Below are 20,606 nucleotides of genomic sequence, written 5' to 3'. Positions count from 1 at the left end.
GAAACACCTCTTTAAATTTATCCTGATTATTTTCTATTGACCCTTCTTTCTCCCCATTCTCTGTTAATAGATAAGCTTAGAAAGAAGATCTCACAATACGAACCTATTTAGTTTGGTTATTTTCCCATAAAGTTTGAATTTGCTCTTTTGATAAATCATGGAATTGATGTTGTCCAAGTTCCTTTTCAACACGACGAACTCGTGAGGCAAATTCTCTATTCGTTTTCTCCAGTGAAAGATAAGGATGATGTTTATAGGTTCTTGCTATATATATTAAGGTAAATAAAATGTCTCCCAGTCTTTTTTCATCCTTTGATGCTGCATAATCATCCAAAAGATCGGAAAGTTTCTTCCAAGGATCACCATCTATTAGCTTTATCCCCTGTTTTTCAATTTGCTTTTGATAGTCTACGGCCTTTAACATCGGAGGAAGAGCTGCATTAATATTTTGAAGAATTGACTCACCTGATTGTCTACCTGGCTCTTTCTCTTTTACTTGTTTCCAAATTTCACCCACATCTTCAAGAGTCTGAACCTCTTTTTCTCCAAAAACATGCGGATGACGTCGCACAAGTTTCTCGCTTAACGTTCTTATCACATCATCAATAGAAAAATAGCCATCATCTTCACCGATCTGCGAGTGGAGCATCACTTGTAATAAAACGTCTCCTAGTTCTTCGACTAAATGATGATCATCTTCTTCATCGATAGCCTCAAGAACTTCATATGTTTCCTCAACAAGGTAGGGTCTTAATGATTCATGCGTTTGCGCTTTATCCCAAGGACACCCTCCTGGTCCTCTTAACTGCCTAATGATCCGCCTTAATGTAGCGAATGTATGGTATAGCCCTAATTTCTCTTTAAAAGGTGGAACATAAACACTTGTCAGATTGTTAATGTCTCTATCATGATCCAGCTCATGTAAAGGTACAGATACTATTTTCTCATCTTTGTTCCCTGCTGATGTAATCACCATCACTTCATAATCATGGGGCAAATGATCTAATAGCGCCAGTTTCACTTCTGAGGCAATAAATTGATCATAGACCTGGCAAATAACGAGATGATGATTAAAAGGCAAATCTTCAGCATTAAAATCCATAGCATTAATAAATGTTAAGCCTTCAATTGGGTCGATTTTTAATGCGCTGAAGAGAGGATCTAAGAAACTTTGTCCACCTAAAATCTCAACGTTAACTTTCTCTTTTTGACTTCTCTCAAGCAGTAGTTGGACCGTTCTCTCAGCCACCATGGGATGGCCAGGGACTGCGTAAGTTAACTCTCCGACTAGTTTTACTTGTTCGAATAACGTATCAGCAATATGATCATATACCTCTTCAAATTGTCCATAAGACTCGTAGACATGATCAAACGTTGTGTAAGTTAAATTTTCCGTTTGTTCAAGCTCTTGAATAATTGGATGATCGCTTGTCCGTAAATACAAATGATCCGTTTGTTTTAATTTACGATATATACCCATAGTAAGTTGGTCTAAATCACCCGCACCAAGACCAATTACAACAATCTTATATTCCACGGAGTCAACACCTTTCAAGTTCATATATTACAAGCAATGTCAAGGTATACACGAAAACTTATTCTGCTCGTTTCGGTTGAACCGATATTTAGCAAAATCAAATATCATTTTCACGGACCTTTTTTACTATCTTGTTCATGTATTTATTCAACACCGGTACATCATTGAGTTCTTCTTGTGTGAACAGATTTGTTCTTAAGAGGACGAAGAAGAAGACTATTAGCCCAATACCGACGCTTGTTAATGACATAAAAAGAGATTCTAAACGAGTTAACTCGCCTAAAATAAAGAAATGATAAGCAATTATTTTCCAAAGCAGAACAGAAGACGTCATAATAATTAAAGAAAAACATAACTTCATGGCTTGCAAATAACTCATAACCAACACGTTTAAAGATTGTTGAATTAAGCGTAAATTTAGGATGGCTGTAATCAAAGATGCACATACTGTGGCTATTGCTGCACCCGTCACACCTAGAATGGGCACAAAGCACATATTTAAGATCAACTTAAACACAAGACCGATACAAAGATACATAAGTGGTTTCCAAATCCGTTGTATGGCTTGCAGTATGGTCGAGGTAGCCACAATCAAGGACATCGTAAAAATATTTAGGCCCATGATAACGAAAGTTTGAACGCCTAAATGATCATCAAAAAACAGACGACTAACCTCTGTTCCCGTGATGAAAAGACCCACTGCTGCTGAAGCTCCTAACACGATCGTTACTCTTAAGATAAGTGAAACGCGGCTTTTTACCTGATCATGGTCTTTGTCATATTTTAACCTACTCAGTACAGGAATAAAAGCGATGGCCATCGTTGTTGCTACGGCCATCCCAAGTTGAATGAGTGGATAAGATCGATCAAAAATGCCTTTTGCGATCTTTACAGCCTTAAAGTGAAAATGTTGAAGAATCGGAATTAAAGACATGACATCCACAAATTGAAATGCAACAATGGTCATTGATAATAAAGAGAAAGTTATTCCCTCAATGAACAATGATTTTATTAATGGCTTGTCCAAGTAGAAAAATGGAAAAGATAAAGGTTCTTTTATCCTGTATTTTACATAGATCGTCATTAAGACCGTAAGCGATACAAACGGCCCCATCACGGAGCCAAAAATAGCCGCTCGGCCAAATTGATAAGGTCCACCGTGGTGATGGTATAAAAATAGAGATAGGCCGAGTATAATCCCAACTCGAGTGGTTTGCTCACATATTTGGGAGATAGCGGTTGGTGACATATTGCACATAAGTCCTTGAAAATCACCGCGAATGATGGATAAAAACGGGATGAAGAGGTAGATAAAAGCCACCATTCGAAGCAGTGATACCAATTTTAAATCTCCCATCCATTTGGATAGGGATGGCGCACCGAAAAATAATAAGAAAAATAACACGATAGAAAATAAAAAAACAACAATAAAAGCATGAATGAATACATGACCGATATATTTTTTATTTCTTTCATTCGCCTCTGATAAATATTTCGATATGACGATGGGAAATCCTGTTCCACTAAGGACAATAGCTAATGCATAAAACGGATATACTTGTTGATAAACATAAAACCCAACGTCACCAGCTAAATTTTGATAAGGAATACGATAGATCGCACTTAATACTTTTACAACAAGAGCTGCAAGAGACAAAACAAACGTCCCTTGCCATATCAAACGGTTCATTTAATATATTCACCTTTTCAATAAGTGGTCGTTAAAATGGATTATATCATAGTAGATCAGCTACCGTATCTTCTTTTAAAGGAATCATGACAATACCCTAGTTAAAATCTCCACAAAAAGTTAAGTTTAAAGCCTTGCCTACTAACCAAAAACAACTAACCACAATCTCTTAGAAAAAAGTCAAACAATAAAAAGGACTCACCCACTGGTAGATTGAGTAAGTCCTGTTATTATGATTATTAATAAGAAAAGTGTTATAGTGCGTATTCAAAAAGGTGACAAATGAAAAGGGTTACTGGCTAAGTACGCTGGCATCCTGCAAGAAACGCCAGTACTAGCCCGTCCTGAGCGTCGGAAAGCTAAGAGCTGTGCTATTCCTTAGGACCGCTTTCCACATGATGTGGTCGCTTTAGGCGCTATTCGCACGTTGAGCGATTTTAGCTAGAGATCTGTATCCGCTACATGAGAACCGGTAAAAACAAGTGGGCGCCGAGATTCGTACTATCATTTGGTGACTCCTCTTTTAGCTCTCCATTTGTCTAGCTAAGAAGCCCGCGGCTGTTTCAGCCAACTTTAATTCAACTTGTCCTATCGTTTTTTGGTCTTTCATAATTAAAATGGTTGCCCCGATTGGATCTCCACCGGCAATAATAGGTGCAATAACATAAGGACCCGTTAAATCGTCTTGTCCTTGAATGAGTTCACTACCTTGTTTTTCTTCAAAAATGGTCTTCCGTTGATTCATGGCATCTTCAACAATTGAAGCTATGCTCTTGTTTAAGTAATCTTTTTTTGACCCACCGGCGACGGCTATTACAGCGTCACGATCTGTTACAAAAACCAAACAACCTGAGTTATCTGCAAGTGATTCTGCATATTCACTTGCAAAATCACCAAGTTCACTTATTGGAGAATATTTTTTCAGAATGACTTCACCATCTCGATCAACAAAAATTTCTAACGGATCCCCTTCGCGAATACGTAAAGTTCTCCTTATCTCCTTTGGTACAACGACCCTTCCCAAATCATCTATTCGACGAACTATGCCAGTTGCTTTCATACAATTTCCTCTCTTTCATGAATGTGAGTAAAGATTATGCCAACAAAAGTAAATGTTAATTCTATTGCTAGTATTTTACTTATCACCTTGAACTATTCATGAAATTGGAAAATCATCTGATGAAGCGCTGACAACATAGCTTGTTTAACCTACTTTTTCCTCTTCTAACTGAGATTGATATATCGTTTCTAATGGCTTTAAAAAGTCATTTAGAGAGGCATTAGATGTTCTGTTTGCTGTTTTAATGGTTAATTTAATTTTTTGTCCTTCAGCTCCAAGCCCAATACCTTTTCCCATTTGGCTGACCGTTTCAAATAATTTCACACGATCAATTTTTTTCGATCCATCTTCTGAGAAAATGAGCTGTAATTGTTGTTTATTCTGCTTAATTTGTTCAACAAACAACTGTTGTGCAATGACCTTAATTTTTGAAGCCGTGAACAATTCATCGACTTCAGCCGGGTAATCACCGAACCGATCGATCATTTCATCTTGTAGTTCGGCAATATCTTTCATTGAGTCGATGTCTTTAAAACGTTTGTACATATCTATTTTTTGCAGTGAATCCTCGATATAGCTATCTGGAATGTAGGCATCTGTTTCAATATCTAATGTCACTTGATCCTGTGTTTTTTCTTGAACCTGGCCTCTTTTTTCATTTACTGCATCTTGAAGCATTTTTGAATAGAGATCAAATCCAACTGAATCAATAAACCCGTGCTGCTCAGCACCAAGTAAATTCCCTGCTCCTCTAATAGACAAATCTCGCATCGCAATCTTAAATCCCGATCCTAGCTCTGTAAATTCTTTAATGGCCTGCAATCGCTTTTCAGCTGCTTCATTGATCACTTTATCCCTTTCATAAGTGAAATACGCATAGGCAACCCGATTTGACCGGCCTACACGCCCACGCAATTGATAGAGTTGCGATAATCCCATTCTATCGGCATGATGAACAATCAACGTATTCACATTCGGGATATCCACCCCTGTTTCGATGATGGTTGTACTGACTAAAACATCATAAGCCCCCTCTAAGAAGTCAATCATAGTGGATTCGAGTTCCGTTTCTTTCATTTGACCATGAGCAAATGTCACTTTTGCATCCGGGACGAGCGTAGAGATTTGTTCCGCCATTCTTTGAATGGTTTCGACACGATTATAAAGGAAATAAACTTGTCCCCCGCGCGCAAGTTCCCGCTCTATGGCTTCTTTAATTAATGCACCACTATATTCCGTCACATAGGTTTGTACCGGAAAACGATTCTCAGGCGGCGTTTCAATAACTGATAAATCTCTAACGCCAAGCATCGACATGTGAAGCGTTCTTGGAATCGGTGTTGCCGTTAACGTTAAGACGTCAACATTTGCTTTTAACTTCTTAATTTTCTCTTTATGCGTCACTCCAAAGCGTTGCTCTTCATCTACAATCAGTAAACCAAGATCTTTGTATACGACATCTTTAGATAAAAGGCGATGAGTCCCAATAACCATATCAACCGTGCCTTTTTTAAGTCCATCAAGGACTTCTTGTTGCTGTTTTCGACTACGGAATCGACTTAATAAACCAATATTCACAGGAAAATCCTCAAAGCGCTCAAGTGATGTCTCAAAATGTTGTTGAGCAAGAATCGTTGTTGGAACAAGAAAAGCAACTTGTTTACCATCTGCAATGGCCTTAAATGCTGCTCTTAGGGCTACCTCTGTTTTCCCGTAACCGACATCACCACACAAAAGTCGATCCATTGGACGTGTTTTTTCCATGTCTTTTTTAATTTCCTCAATGGCCTGTAATTGATCGTCTGTTTCCTGATACGGGAAAGCAGCATCAAAAGCTTGTTGTTCATTACCATCTGGACTAAAGGCGTATCCTTTACTCGCTTCTCTCTCAGCATACAATTTGATTAAATCATCGGCGATATCTTGAATCGATGACTTGGCCTTTCGTTTAACCTTTTTCCATTCGGTTCCCCCAAGAGCATAAAGCTTTGGCTCTTTCCCATCTGAACCAACATATTTTTGCACTTGATCAATATGTTCAACCGGGACATATAATTTATCGTTTCCTTTATAAACGATATGCATATAGTCTTTATGAATGCCGTTTACTTCAAGTGTTTGGATGCCTATATACTTACCAATACCATGATCAATATGGACGACATAATCTCCAATATTGAGCTCGTTGTAATTCTTTAATCTTTCAGCATTAGTTAACTTCTTGTTGCGGCGAGACTTCTTCGTGACTTTACGGTTAAATATTTCTTTTTCAGTGATAACAGCTAGTTTTTGGGCAGGAAGTTCAAATCCACTTTCTAGATGTCCGATCGTAATGTGATTAATAGATGCTTGAGGAACGGATTTACGTTCAATATAATGAGCATCAATATTATAATCTTTTAAAACATTTTCCAATTTTATGGCTCTTTCTTTACTGGAAGCTAAAAAAACAACGGCATAGTGGCTCTTCTGCCAACGTTCACATTCTGTATGAAGAAGATTAATTTGCCCATGAAAGTTTTGCATCGTACGACAAGACACATTCAGAATATTTTGAGGCTGAATATGGCCATGGTGCCTTAAGAAAAGAGATAGTAGTAACGTAGGTTGATGTATTTCCTCAAGGATTATATTCCAATTTTTAGACAACGTAATGTCTCGTACTATTTCGCCCTTTTGAAGTAATGCGGTTTGCCATTCCGCTTCCTCACGATCTAGCTGATCGGAAGTCTCTTGAACTCTACTAACTTCATCTATAACAACTAAACTATTAGCAGGTAAATAATCAAGAATGGTGGTTTGTTTTTTATAAAGCAGGGCTATGTATTTTGAAATCCCTTGGAAGATTTGGCCTTGTCTTAATGCTTCGATTTCTTCTCCTATATGAGTACTTAAAGCTTCTTTAACTGTTTTGTCCCTTACTTTCTGGAGTGTTTTTGATAATGCGCTTTCAAGTTCCTCCTGTAGTTGTTCTATTTGTTCGGGAAATAGGATCATTTCTTTAGCTGGCCCAATTGTTATTTGTTTAATCTTTTCTTGTGAACGCTGCGTATCACTATCAAAATAACGGATAGAATCGATCTCATCATCAAAAAGTTCAATACGAATCGGTTGATCTTCTGTTAATGGATAAACATCTATAATGCCCCCGCGTACACTGAATTCCCCTGGGGCAGTGACCATTGTTTCTCTAACATATCCTGTACTTACAAAGTGTTGCATGACTTCTTTTAGATCAATCACGTCACCGATCGTAAAAGATTGCATGCCAGCTTCCCATAAGTAAGACGGTGCTAGTAAACGCTTAAAACCTGCAATAGGTATAATAATAATGGCTTTTTCTTTTTTAACCAAATGATTTAATACATCGATACGTCCTGAAAGTAGCTCTGGACTAGAGATGGCAATCTCTGAGGCTATTAAATCATTGACTGGGTATAAATAAATCGACTCAGAATCAACAAGGTCTTCCAAATCATCATATAATTTCTGAGCTTGCAACAAATTATGTGTGACAACAACCATTGTTTTATCACGCTTTAAAAATAATGAGGAAAGCCATAAAGACTTAGCACTCCCTGCTAAGCCAGAAACAAGCTGATTCTTCATTCCTTCATGGTAACCTTCTAGTATCATATCAACATCTTGAATATGATTTTCAAAATATGTTTTTAATCCTAACACAGGCATATCCCTCCCGTTGCCTGACGACGATTTCGAATCTCTATTGTCATTGTATGAAAGTCTCCCATTGATGATACTCAGGATGTTTATCTAATGTTTCTTGACAATTTTCACAAATCGCCATGACTTGAATGTGTCCTTCTTGATTAGACTGTATCATCTCTTGTCTTTCATGATCCGTTAAATGATCAAAACCAAGGGTGCTTTCTTCAATGTGATCAGATCTAATACTTCCTATTTCTGCTCCGCAATGACGGCATTTATAGATAATATTCATCGGTGCCCTCCTAACGTTGTTAATACTATTTTAGTATCACCACGTCAAAGAGCATTTATTCTATTTTAGCGGTGTATTAGTAAAAGGACAATAAACAAGAATATAAAATACCTACAAAATTAAGAGATCCATTAATTAAAGGTATTCATCACCTTAACGAAAGGTAAGCTCATTCCTTTAACAATTGCTTCGGCGGCTCTTTCTATCGCTGGAGCTATTTCGATCATTTGCTCTTTAGAGAAACGTTGAAGGACATAATTAACCACTTTTTCATGACCATCAGGTCTACCAATGCCAATTTTAACTCTTTTAAAATCTTGCGTTTGCAAATGGCTAATAATCGATTTTATCCCATTATGCCCTCCTGCACTCCCTTTTTGCCTCAACCTTATCTTGCCAATAGGCAAATCTAAATCATCGTAAACAACGATGAGATCATCAACAGAAACCTTAAAAAATTTAAGGATGGGTGCCACCGCTTCACCTGAACGGTTCATATAGGTTAGTGGTTTAACAAGCAGGCATTCTTCTCCTTCTATGATTCCTTTTCCATACACAGCGTTAAATTTGGTTTTTGAAAGTGGAAGATGATGCTGACTGGCTAAATAATCAATCACCTCAAATCCTATATTATGCCTTGTATGGTCAAATTCAGAACCAATATTCCCTAATCCTACAATCACTTTCATATCTATTCCCCTCGCAATTCAATAAAAAGAAAACTTACCGAATGGCAGACGTGTAATAAGCCATATCGTGAGAGTGAGCCTAAAAAAAGATTCTATTCAAACCTTATATAAAACACATGATTACAACTTTTTCTTCTCGTTCGTTTAGCCACCTTTACGGGCAGTAAAGACCCCCACTGATGGACATTATCCCGTATAAAAACAGACGCAACCTTTAATAACAGATTACGTCTGTATACCTCTTCTATTCTAAACATTTATCTTCTATCAATGCTAGGTAAAAACTCAATTGATAAGAGTTTTCACATTATTATAGCCTAATTAAGCTTCAATTGGTGCGGATGTTTCCGTATCTTGAGATTCGGTTGCCTCTTCTTCTTCAACTTGATCAACGTGAGATACAGATACGACGATCTCATCAGTATGTCCTACAAAGCGATAATTTCTGCTAGTTTTAAGGTCACCAATTTTAATATGATCACCTGGAGTTAAACCTGTGATATTAATTTCAATAACTGAAGGAATGTTATTTGGCAATGCACGAACATTCAATTCACTTTCTGTTAATTGAACAACGCCACCACCTGACGCTTCACCATTGAGTACGACTGGAACTACCGCTTCGACTTCCGTGTTCATATCCACTTTTAGAAAATCTAGGTGGGTAATCATACTTGTGAGTGGATCAAATTGAATTTCATGAACCATGACCGGAGTTTCTTTGTTCCCTTCCAACTTCAATTGGAAAATCGCGTTTCTTCCTTCTGATCGGAAAGCTTTCAAAATATCACTTTCATCCACAGCAATCGATTGATTCATAACATTTTTCCCATAAACAACACCAGGGATTTTTTTATGTCTTCTTAAGTCCTTAATGATTGATTTTTTTGAATGATCCCTTTCGATAGCATTCAATAATACCATATTTGGACACTTCCTTTCCTAAGTATAGCTTACCACTATTCTTAGGTTTAAAACATAAATATGGTAAATTTCCTCAATTTTTTTGAACCCCTCTATTTTGAGATGAGCGGATTAATTGAATAAACGGCTGACTGATAATTTTTCATGAATAGAAATTATTGCTTCTCCAATGAGTGGAGCTACCGTCAATTGTGTGATTTTGTCAATTTTCTTCTCTGGTGACAAAGGAATGGTATTTGTGATGACTAACTCACAAATTGGCGATGCCTCAATTCTCTCAATTGCAGGTCCCGATAATACAGGGTGCGTACAACATGCATAAACTTTTTTAGCCCCTTTTTCTTTCAGAGCTTTGGCAGCAAGAGTGATTGACCCAGCCGTATCGATAATATCGTCAATGATGATCGCTGTTTTTCCTTCTACATCACCAACAATATTCATAACTTCTGACACATTTGGGCGAGGGCGTCTTTTATCAATAATGGCAATTGGTGTTTTTAATCGATCCGCCATTTTACGTGCTCGAGTAACCCCACCATGATCTGGGGAAACAACCACAAGATCATCCAAATTTTTCTTTGCAAAGTAATCGGAAAGGATAGGCACCCCAACCAATTGGTCTACTGGAATATCAAAGAAACCTTGCACTTGAGGAGCATGCAAGTCTAAACTTAACACGCGCGTTGCTCCAGCTGTTTCAAGCAAATTCGCTACAAGTTTAGCTGTAATAGGCTCACGAGCTCTAGCTTTACGGTCTTGTCTTGCATAACCGTAATAAGGCATCACAACATTAATCGTCTTCGCTGAAGCTCTTTTTAATGCATCAATCATAATTAAAAGCTGCATCAAATGGAGGTTTACAGGATAAGACGTTGACTGAATAACATAAACATCGCAACCACGAATACTCTCTTCAATATTGATTTGGATTTCACCATCACTAAACTGAGATACTGAACATTTACCAAGTTTAAGACCAATATGATCTGCAATTTGTTGCGCTAGTTCAGGGTTAGAGTTAAGGCTAAAAATCTTCAAATTGGGGTCTAAATAATTCACCATGCTTAAAACGCCCTCCGTTATTTGTTTTTCTTAAATTCTAGTTTATGGGTATAATTTTCTTTATTTACTTGGCGTGCTCTAGCTATGGCTAGACTATCATCATCAACCGATTGAGTGATTGTAGAACCTGCAGCAATAAACGCACCTTTTCCAACAGTCACAGGGGCAACGAGATTCGCATTACAGCCAATAAAAGCTCCATCTTCCACTCGTGTTAGATATTTATTTTTACCATCGTAATTCACGGTGATTGATCCGCAGCCAAAATTCACATCCTTCCCTATTTCAGCGTCTCCAATATAGGTTAAATGTGAGGCTTTACTGCGAGTTCCTATTGTTGATTTTTTCACTTCAACAAAATTACCTACTTTGACTTCATCACCAATGTGAGATTCAGGTCTAATATGCGCAAATGGTCCGATATGTACATCATTACCAATCGAGCTGTTCTCTAGTACAGATTGTTTTACCGACGTATTGATGCCAATCTCACAAGCCTTTATCTCTGTATGTGGACCAATCTCACACCGTTCACCTATGATCGTCTTTCCTGTAATGCTTGTACCTGGATAAATAATTGTATCCGGACCAATTTGACAATCACTGGATAAATAGGTTGTATCAGGATCAATGAGAGTGACTCCTGATCGCATGTGAAGTTCGTTAATTCTTTTTCTCATGAGCTTTTCAGCGATTGATAAAGCTACACGATCATTTACACCTATGGTTTCATCTTCATTATCAATGGAATATGCGGCAACTTTTTCAGAGGATTTTGTTAATATTTCAATAACATCTGGCAGATAGTATTCACCTTGGGCATTATTGTTATTAACTTTTTTAAGAGTTTCAAATAATTTCTGATTGTCAAAGCAATAGATACCTGTATTAACTTCGTTCACTAACTTTTCATCTTGTGTGGCATCTTTTTCTTCAACGATACGGGCGAGTTCACCCGCCGGCTTGCGAATAATTCGACCATATCCATATGGACGATCCATGATCGTTGTTAAAACAGTCGCGGAAGCACCTGTCTTTTCATGGTAATCCAATAGATCCTTTATTGTTTCTTTCGTAATAAGTGGTGTATCTCCACAAAGAACGACCGTTGTCCCAATGAGTTGATTTAAAAGAGGGGCTGTTTGATTGACTGCATGAGCAGTTCCAAGTTGTTCTTCTTGCAAGGCATACTCAGTTGACTGACCTAACTGGCGTTTTACCGCTTCTGCACCATGACCAATGACAGTGACTGTTCGATCAAATGAAAGTCCGCTCAATTCATCTACAATATGCTGAATCATCGGTTTTCCACAAACAGGATGCAGAACTTTATATAATTTAGACTTCATCCTAGTTCCTTGACCAGCAGCTAAGATGACGGCATAGCGATTAACCATTACCAAACCTCCATATAACTTATCGTTCCTCCCATTCATTCATTTAGAACTATAGCTTAAAAAAGGGTGTTTTTCAAGATAATGAAATAAAATAACCGCTCTGGATATTAATAGTTCATCAAATCACTACATCAATTTGACAAAAAATAGACTGAAATAGTTAGATAAACTTAAAGTAACGGAATTATTTGAACATGAGGGAATAGAAAAGAATATTTGTCTAATTAAAAATTCGGAGAGAATATTATAAAATGGAGTCACAAAAAAGAGATCTAATTTTTTGATTTAGATCTCAAATTGATTTATATTTTGTATTCTGACTTCCCAATTTACCTCAGGTCTCGTGTATAAATGAATGAATCAATCAATTTAACCAACAAGTTTCTATTAAAGAGATAAAAAGGGCATCGAAAGACAGGTGCATCTAAATCTTCAAATCGTGAATATCAAAACTTTTTCGTAATTTTATCGTTCTTCATTTTCTAGATCTAGATTTAGCTATAAACGAAATTATGAGGCACCTGCCTCCTCATAAGTCGCATTTTCTTCTCCAGCACGATAATATTCATCTAATACAGCTACTTGGATTTTCTCTCTTGTACTAGATGTAATGGGGTGGGCTATATCACGGAACTCTCCATCAGGTGTTCGTTTGCTAGGCATTGCAACAAACATTCCGTTATTTCCATCAATAACACGAATGTCATGCACAACAAATTCGTTGTCAATCGTGATTGAGGCAATAGCTTTCATTCGTCCATCTGTATTTACTCTTCGTAGTCTAACGTCTGTTACTTCCATTTAAGGCACCACCTTTTCCCAATAAATAATAGACTATTAAAAAGATTCTACATAATTTTTCTAAATCCTTCAAAAAAATAAAAAAACTCTAATTATTTATGGGAAAGGTGTGAGAAATTATTTTACAAGTGCAATAACTTCCATTTCGACTTTAACGTCTTTGGGTAATCTGGCTACCTCAACGCAAGAACGTGCTGGCAAATGCTCTGAAAAATATTCTCCATATACCGCATTAATAGCTGGAAAGTCATTCATGTCTTTAATAAATAAGGTTGTTTTAATCACTGTCTCCAATGATGCGCCCGCACTTTCAAGGACAGCTTTGATATTACTAAATACTTGATGAACTTGTTCCTCAACTGACCCATCAACTAAATCTCCAGTTGGAGTTAATGGAATTTGACCTGAACTATAAAATATATTATTCACGATCACGCCTTGTGAATAGGGTCCTATTGCTGCTGGTGCTTGCTCTGAATGTGTAATTTTCATGAGTTGCCTCCTAGAAGTGTAAAGTTTTTGTATATTGTTCCATTCTCTATTTTTAACGCAGTTTCCTGCTCAGTAATGGATAATCTAAGAAGAGATTGATAATTATTGATTAGTTTAGGCTTTTCATCTTTTGTTTCAACAAAAACAGCGATACCTGTCACTTCCGTCTCAAACTCATTACATAGATTAATCATGCCTTTCATCGTCCCTCCCGCTTTCATAAAGTCATCTACAATCAGAACTTTTGAGCCTGGAGTGAGACTTCTTCGAGGCAATACCATGGTTTGAATACGTTTCGAAGAACCAGATACATAATTGATACTTACTGTTGATCCCTCTGTTACTTTGCTAATTCGGCGAACAATAACAACAGGTACATTGAATTGTGTTGCGACCGCATAAGCTAATGGTATTCCTTTTGTCTCCATTGTCATCACAGCATCAACACCATTAGATGCATAGACAGAGGCGATCATTCTACCAATGGCATTAACATATTGTGGCCTGCCTAGTACATCTGTCATATAGAGGTATCCGCCAGGAAGAAGCCTTTCTGCTTGCGACAGCTGACTAATTAAATTGGTTAGAAGTTTGGAAGCTTCTTCCTTGCTCATTGTCGGGATATAGGTCACGCCGCCTGATGCTCCAGCAATCGTTTTTAAAAAACCTATCCCTTGCATCTCAAAAGATTGTTTAACAATGGCTAAATCCTCACTAATCGATGATTTCGCCGAACCATACCGTTCGGAAAAACATGAAAGCGAAACAATTTGGTGTGGATGATTAAGAAGATAATAAGTCATATCAACGAGTCTTTCGCTTCGCTTAAATTTCATAGCTGTCCTCCAAATACGAATAATTAATGTAAATATTACACTATTATTCGTATTTAGACAAGATATCTATTTTTTGCCGAAGTCTAACGGCATAAACTTCACGACAGAAACCCTTTAATCCATTACAAATGCGCTGCATTCTTGATTCATATCGCGTTAGACCAAATACCGTCGGGCCGCTACCGCTCATCAAAACCCCTTCTGCACCATTCTTTTTCATTTGCATCTTTATTTGGGCAATTTCTGGTACTTTCTCTATCGTGACGTCTTCGAGGGTATTGCCTAACAAAAGACACATTTGTTCAAAATTTTGTTGCTTAATGGCTTCTTGCATGCCTTCAACGTTCGGATGTGTCGCATTTTCTATGTTCAAGGCTTGATATATTTCTGCTGTTGAGACAGATACTGGGGGCTTCACAAGAACAACCCAGCAAGCCGGGGGAGAATCCATCGGTGTAATAATTTCACCTCTTCCAGTTGCAAGAGCCGTACCTCCTTGGATGCAGAATGCCACATCAGAGCCGATTTTCGCAGCCAAGTTCAGCATGTCCCTATATGTCATCTCGAGATTCCATAGTTGATTAAGGGCACGTATCGTCGCAGCAGCATCACTGCTCCCGCCGGCAAGACCAGCTGCCACTGGAATATTTTTGGTTATCACAATTTCAACGCCGCTCGGGATGTTATATTTCTCCTTTATTAGATGGGCTGCTTGGTAAGCAAAATTTCGCTCATCTTCTGGGACGTATGGAGCAGAAGACTTTATTTTTATTTGATCTCCCTCAATCTCATAACATTCAATTCGATCTGATAGATCAATCGTTGTCATGATCATGTTCACGTTATGAAACCCATCCTCTCTTTTACTTACAACATCGAGTGATAGGTTGATTTTTGCCGGCGCTTTTTCAATAACTTTCACATCATTCCCTCACTTTTTCTCTCTTAATAGTTCTATAATATAGGAAACTGTTGATTTGGAAAAGCTAAGAAAATAAATCCCGAAGGTTAACCAAATAAGTTATTGTAATAAAGCCCGAAGCAATGGATGCTTCGGGCTACTTAATCACATTATTGTTGATCCTGTTTCATCTGTCTTTCAGCAATTTCGATGGCTCTTTTCACCATATTACCGGCATCGCGTGCACGAATACCGCCCCATCCTTCTTGTTGAACAGTGTCATAGAAACCAAGTTCTTTCGCAAGTTCCACTTTGAACTCTTCAGACATGATGCCACGACGTCTAGACAAGATCTAAAACCCCCTTATATAAATGTGATTAAGCTTTTATATTGTTTGTTTACATACTCGTCATTATTCAGTTAACCTAAGTCTTTAATATTTTAGTCTATTGTGATTGATTTATTTTGTTTCGGGCCGTGACAAGTCATTCTTCATTTTAGTTTAACGAATAACGCGATCTTAAATCATGACTTATGTATGTCTTAATTATTGATATCATCTTGATCTTTAGAACATCACCCATTATAATAAAAAAAAGCAAACAAAAAAGCAGTTAGACAAAAGTGTCTTACTGCCCGCTCGCTATTTCTTCTAGAAAAGTAATTTCGACTGATTCTGTTAAAACATCTGTATAGCTATATGATACACGTTCATAAGCGTTCGTATCTTCATCCAATTTCACAATAAATACAGATGGATAGGTTTCTTCTAGAACACCAACGCGTTGTATGGTTTTCCGTCTGCCTCCATTAGCCTTTAAAGCTAATCGTTTACCGACTCGTTCATCTAAAGCGCATTTGATATCATTAATGGTTTTTCCCATTCGTGAATCCACCTCACTTAACATGATTATACCACTATTCGAGCGGATGTGTCAAATATGAACAAAAAGTGAATTATATCAAGTAAATCATCCTTCTGTCAATGTCTTTTACATCCTATTACTTGTATCATCTGCAATAAAATACAAAATTATGTACCTTTAAGGTAATTGATACGGCAAACCTGTTCTTAGCATGCCACGACTTTCCACACCTCCAAGTCCATCTGTTCCTGCAAGTGTATTTCTTAGTACATCCCACACATTGATACGATCCATAAATGAGGTAAAACTTATCTTAGAAACAAGATATACTGGATCAAGAGCATGAATATTCACACGAGTAGGAGAACTCGCAAAATTGGCTCCAGAACGAATAAGCATTTCAAAATGGGATTGACAAGCGCCTGCAAAAATAATCAACTGATCAAGATTAGGTGTCATATAGCGGACTTCCTTAACTGTCCTAACAAAATGTCCTGAATGACGATAAGCTTTTATGTTGTCTTCTGATCCTTTGTTTTTCATGTAGGCATCGTGGCCTGTCAATACCAGTATATCTGGTCTAATTTGACGGACAAGCTGAGGTACATTTTCGGGCATTTGCTCTTCAGGCATGTATTTTCCTAAAACCGGAACGCCCAATTTCTCGTAAACGCGAAGGCATTTTTTTAAATAATGGGGATCCCCATCGATATGAAGGACGCGGCCTGGCATCTCAAAATACGAAGTACCTGAACGATATCCATTTGTTGCCGTGTATTCTCGCTTTAATTTTAACTTTTGGTAATCTTGTCTAAAAAGTTTAGTGGATTGACTTTCTAAATCCTGTGTTTGCTTTTCATATTCATGTCTTTTTTCTTCCGTTACAAGCATTAAATCATGGAGTGGCGAATCTGCACAAAGCCTTAAATCTTCACCTATCAATTCGGCTATTTCTGTTTCTTTATCAATGGTAACAACTCGAAAGCACACGTCACCGTTATAGGACAATCTCGAAACTAAATCACCAATATTAATCGTCATGTCCGTCCTCCTCACACTTACAACCCATTAAACAACCTAAGTTTAATTTATGCGTGAGAAACCGTCTTTATGACCTATTTTGAATCGTAGTTGAGAGAAAAAACTGTCCATAATGACAAAAAGCCTTCTATCGTAGCAAGGGATAGCTCATAGATAGAAAGCTTAAGCCAGGAATTTCGGCGCCCACTTGTTTTTCCAGTCCAAAGAAAACAGCGCCGCTCTTAGCCTTCCGACACCCAGGACGGGCTAGTAGTGGCGTTTCTTGCAGGATGCCAGCGTACTTAGCCAGTAACCCTTCTAATTTGTCATCAGTTTTGAACACGCACTTAAAAGAAATTTACTTCATGGTGTATAAAGCATCCGCTAATTTTCCAAATTCCTCAATCGATAACGTTTCCCCGCGACGCTTGGGATCAATAGATACACCTTCAAGTACAGATATCAATGACTCTTTTTGATCTTTTTTATAAAGATTATTCATCAAGTTATTTATTAGTGTTTTTCTTCGTTGACCAAAACTTGCTCTAACAAGTTTAAAAAAGAAGTCTTCACTTATCACTTGTACTTTCTTCTCTTTTCTGACCTGTAGTCGGATCACCGCTGAATCGACATTAGGCTGTGGGATAAAAACAGTTTTTGGAACAGTCATCATAATGCGTGGTTCAGCCATATATTGTACAGCTATAGACAATGAACCATAGCTTTTCTCACCAGGACTCGCTTCCAATCGTTCAGCCACTTCTTTTTGAATCATCACGACGATATCTGTTATAGAGAGTTGACTGGTTAAAAGCATCATTAAGATCGGTGTCGTTACATAATAAGGTAAGTTCGCGATCACTTTAATTTCCGCACCATCTGGAAATTCTTCCTTTATGATTTGATGTAAATCCACTTTTAGAACATCACCGAATCGGACCGTAACATTGGAATGGTCATTTAATGTGTTAGATAGAATGGGTTTTAATCTTTCATCAATTTCTATGGCAACAACTTTTTTGGCTCGTTCAGCTAATAATTGAGTTAAAGCTCCGATGCCTGGTCCTATTTCAATAACATAACTAGAGTCCGTAACGTCCGCTGCGGATACAATGTTAGACAATATATTTTCATCAATTAAAAAGTTCTGTCCCAAACTCTTTTTAAACGTAAAATCATGTTGCTTGATAATGTCTTGCGTTTGTCTCGGTGATGATATGCGTTTATTCATGCTTTTCCTCCTCTATGACGGCTTTAAGCGCCTCATGAAATTCAGCAGGCGTCACTTGAAAAATACGTAAACGTTTATGAAGTTGTTTGGCATTCGTATAACCTATTTTTAACTTTTCACCGAGTCTCTCCCTACGTTTACGTGCATTTTGTCCAGCTATTAACCCATACTCTCGTAAAGTTGTCGTAGATATATATTCCTGAGTTTCCTCAGTTTCCGTATACACGTCTTGAAGAGCTTCTCGAACGGCCTCTGGTTTAGCATGTTCAATGCCTAAACTTTCATTCGGACGACCCTTCGCCTCTTGCTTTGTTAAAAATGCATGCTTACATCCTTTAACGGAGCTTGATACAATTTTTCGAATTCTTTCACCCGGGTAATCAGGATCGGTAAAAATAATAACGCCTCTTTTATCCTGAGCTCGTTGAATCATTTCCAATACGTCCCTATCTACTGCTGAACCATTCGTTTCAATTGTATCCGCCTCAACAGCATTCTTAATCGCTAAAGTATCACATTTACCTTCAACAACAATGATTTCTTTAATAACCACCATTAATTCTCCTTATTCCTACAATAATAAAACCTTATTCCATCTTACTTCGTTTTATAAGTAAAAGTAAAGAAAACATCAGGTAGCCCCAAATCAATTTCAAAAGGTACGATCCCACTAAAAATAACTTAAAGAAAACTTGCAGATTGCAGGGCCTATAACGCGCGAGAACAGTGGCCTAGTTGCAGTAAAAAAGAAGTACAGTTTGTTTCCTGTACTTCTTTCACATAGACATTCATATTCTATTATTATAAATTTATCCCGCCTTAACGGCTAGTAAAACTCCCACTGATGGAAGTTTCACTTTATCTATTATCTATAAACGGTCACATTCACTTTTTTTCTACCCCAGTTATTTGCTTGATGTTTAGATGGGAAAAAGATGTCAATTTTATGTCCATCAATGGCTCCACCTGTATCACCTGCTATAGCATAACCGTAACCTTCAACGTAGACCTTTGTTCCAAGTGGAATGATTTTAGGATCAACCGCAATGACTTTCTTTCCGGGATTCGATTTTAAATTAAGTCCCATCTTAGTATAACCTGAACATCCTTTGCAATCGGCTGTATAGGCTGTACTAGTGACCGTAACCGTTCTTGTAGCAGATGCTTTTGTTTTTGTGCCAACAATAATGACACGATCTTTCGGCTGACTGATTTCTTCTGTTTTTATTAATTCCTTAGATACTTGCTTGTCATTCTCATAGGTTATTTTATAAGTTTGATGAACTTTCCCTTTTTCTCCTGGCTTTAGCACCTTTATTTCACCTTTACGTAGATCGGGACTTTCTTTTGTTTTTGTTTGAAAAGGTAAAACTTTTTCTTCTTGTTTATTAACTTTTTTAACATGTACCACTGAAACGGTGAGATTGGAGGCGATAAGTTCATCCATTCCTGGATCGATACGATCCTCTTTACTTACATTCACGTGTTGTTCCCGTAAAAATTCCTCGACCGTCTTAGCTGTTGTCCAAATTGAACGTTGTGCTTCTTGACCATCTTTAAGATTTACTAGATTAGCAGGTTCATAGTGTACCGTCATATGATCTGTAATTTTTTCATTTAATGATGGAGACACAACGTCGTGTGATTTAACATCGATGTGCTGCAGATTAAAAAAGTTATGAATGGTCTTGGCAGTTGTCCAGATGGTTTCTTGTTGATCATTGATTTCTAGAGTGATTTGATGAGCAGGAGTCCAAGTAATTTTCATATTTTCTTTTAAATATGTATTGGGTCCTGGTGACATCTCATCGTGATCGTCAAGCTTGACTCCTTGTTCTTTCAAAAAAGAACGAACATTATTCGTATGTGTTTCAACCTTCTGTTCCCGACCATCTTTAACAAAAACAACCGTGACTTTTGAAGATGCATAAGCAGTATAAGCTACAAAGGTCAATAAAAATACAGAAGTCATGATCATGATGGTCTTCTTTCTCTTTAATAAAAGACTTTTCATGTATATTCGCATTCGATTTCTCCTTTATCGTTCAAACGAGTGATGCCATTAGTTTTTCAAGTTTTCTCTATCTAACTTACGGCTTTAATGTTGATCGTAGGGGAAAGAATCATGTTTTTATATC

Annotated in this window: 19 protein-coding genes; all 19 read right to left on the bottom strand. The window is 37.4% G+C overall.

The genetic code is table 11. The features are described from left to right. Window positions 1-103: 103 nt before the first annotated feature. The gene (gene yabN / locus FG390_RS14130; RefSeq protein WP_141191683.1) at window positions 104-1,537 is read right to left on the bottom strand and encodes a bifunctional methyltransferase/pyrophosphohydrolase YabN; all 1,434 of its coding nucleotides are present in this window, start codon (window positions 1,535-1,537) and stop codon (window positions 104-106) included. A 97-nt stretch (window positions 1,538-1,634) separates the two neighbouring features. Further along, window positions 1,635-3,227 carry a putative polysaccharide biosynthesis protein gene (locus FG390_RS14125; RefSeq protein WP_141191682.1) on the bottom strand — a complete coding sequence of 531 codons (1,593 nt, stop codon included), beginning with the start codon at window positions 3,225-3,227 and terminating at the stop codon, window positions 1,635-1,637. Window positions 3,228-3,750: 523 nt separating this feature from the next. Beyond that, window positions 3,751-4,287, bottom strand: a complete 537-nt coding sequence (gene spoVT, locus FG390_RS14120) for a stage V sporulation protein T (protein ID WP_141191681.1) — start codon at window positions 4,285-4,287, stop codon at window positions 3,751-3,753. Window positions 4,288-4,431: 144 nt separating this feature from the next. Continuing rightward, entirely contained in the window at window positions 4,432-7,971 is a 3,540-nt protein-coding gene (mfd, locus tag FG390_RS14115; RefSeq protein WP_246092832.1) for a transcription-repair coupling factor, read from the bottom strand. A gap of 46 nt (window positions 7,972-8,017) precedes the next feature. Then, window positions 8,018-8,248 carry an anti-sigma-F factor Fin gene (gene fin / locus FG390_RS14110; protein ID WP_141191679.1) on the bottom strand — a complete coding sequence of 77 codons (231 nt, stop codon included), beginning with the start codon at window positions 8,246-8,248 and terminating at the stop codon, window positions 8,018-8,020. A 131-nt stretch (window positions 8,249-8,379) separates the two neighbouring features. Beyond that, window positions 8,380-8,937: an aminoacyl-tRNA hydrolase gene (gene pth, locus FG390_RS14105; RefSeq protein WP_141191678.1), complete on the bottom strand. Its 558-nt coding sequence runs from the start codon at window positions 8,935-8,937 to the stop codon at window positions 8,380-8,382. Between the two features lie 321 nt (window positions 8,938-9,258). Then, window positions 9,259-9,861, bottom strand: a complete 603-nt coding sequence (locus FG390_RS14100) for a 50S ribosomal protein L25 (protein ID WP_141191677.1) — start codon at window positions 9,859-9,861, stop codon at window positions 9,259-9,261. A 111-nt stretch (window positions 9,862-9,972) separates the two neighbouring features. Beyond that, window positions 9,973-10,923 (bottom strand): ribose-phosphate diphosphokinase, encoded by a 951-nt coding sequence (locus FG390_RS14095; RefSeq protein WP_141191676.1) that lies wholly within the window; start codon window positions 10,921-10,923, stop codon window positions 9,973-9,975. 17 nt (window positions 10,924-10,940) lie between these two features. Next, window positions 10,941-12,320, bottom strand: coding sequence for a bifunctional UDP-N-acetylglucosamine diphosphorylase/glucosamine-1-phosphate N-acetyltransferase GlmU (gene glmU, locus FG390_RS14090; protein ID WP_141191675.1), 1,380 nt, complete (start codon window positions 12,318-12,320; stop codon window positions 10,941-10,943). A 510-nt stretch (window positions 12,321-12,830) separates the two neighbouring features. After that, a complete protein-coding gene (gene spoVG / locus FG390_RS14085; protein WP_141191674.1) occupies window positions 12,831-13,121 on the bottom strand; it encodes a septation regulator SpoVG in 291 nt (96 codons plus the stop codon). 117 nt (window positions 13,122-13,238) lie between these two features. Next, entirely contained in the window at window positions 13,239-13,613 is a 375-nt protein-coding gene (locus tag FG390_RS14080) for a RidA family protein (protein ID WP_141191673.1), read from the bottom strand. Continuing rightward, entirely contained in the window at window positions 13,610-14,449 is an 840-nt protein-coding gene (gene purR, locus FG390_RS14075; RefSeq protein ID WP_141191672.1) for a pur operon repressor, read from the bottom strand. The genes FG390_RS14080 and purR overlap by 4 nt, the downstream gene beginning before the upstream one ends. 43 nt (window positions 14,450-14,492) lie before the next feature. Continuing rightward, entirely contained in the window at window positions 14,493-15,371 is an 879-nt protein-coding gene (gene ispE / locus FG390_RS14070) for a 4-(cytidine 5'-diphospho)-2-C-methyl-D-erythritol kinase (protein WP_141191671.1), read from the bottom strand. Window positions 15,372-15,520: 149 nt separating this feature from the next. Further along, entirely contained in the window at window positions 15,521-15,700 is a 180-nt protein-coding gene (locus FG390_RS14065; RefSeq protein ID WP_141191670.1) for a small, acid-soluble spore protein, alpha/beta type, read from the bottom strand. 280 nt (window positions 15,701-15,980) lie between these two features. Further along, a complete protein-coding gene (gene veg / locus FG390_RS14060; protein ID WP_141191669.1) occupies window positions 15,981-16,235 on the bottom strand; it encodes a biofilm formation stimulator Veg in 255 nt (84 codons plus the stop codon). A gap of 159 nt (window positions 16,236-16,394) precedes the next feature. After that, complete coding sequence (gene yabG / locus FG390_RS14055) at window positions 16,395-17,258, bottom strand: sporulation peptidase YabG (RefSeq protein ID WP_141191668.1); 864 nt, start codon at window positions 17,256-17,258, stop codon at window positions 16,395-16,397. 337 nt (window positions 17,259-17,595) lie between these two features. Then, window positions 17,596-18,468, bottom strand: coding sequence for a 16S rRNA (adenine(1518)-N(6)/adenine(1519)-N(6))-dimethyltransferase RsmA (gene rsmA / locus FG390_RS14050; protein WP_141191667.1), 873 nt, complete (start codon window positions 18,466-18,468; stop codon window positions 17,596-17,598). Continuing rightward, entirely contained in the window at window positions 18,461-19,021 is a 561-nt protein-coding gene (gene rnmV / locus FG390_RS14045; protein WP_141191702.1) for a ribonuclease M5, read from the bottom strand. Before rnmV ends, rsmA begins: the two co-directional genes overlap by 8 nt. 312 nt (window positions 19,022-19,333) lie before the next feature. After that, a complete protein-coding gene (locus FG390_RS14040) occupies window positions 19,334-20,494 on the bottom strand; it encodes a resuscitation-promoting factor (protein WP_141191666.1) in 1,161 nt (386 codons plus the stop codon). Between the last annotated feature and the right edge of the window lie 112 nt (window positions 20,495-20,606).

The sequence above is a fragment of the Terrilactibacillus laevilacticus genome, assembly GCF_006517395.1.
GTDB lineage: Bacteria > Bacillota > Bacilli > Bacillales > Sporolactobacillaceae > Terrilactibacillus > Terrilactibacillus laevilacticus.
Note: the sequence above shows the minus strand (reverse complement) of the source record. Positions and strands in the feature narration are given on the sequence as shown.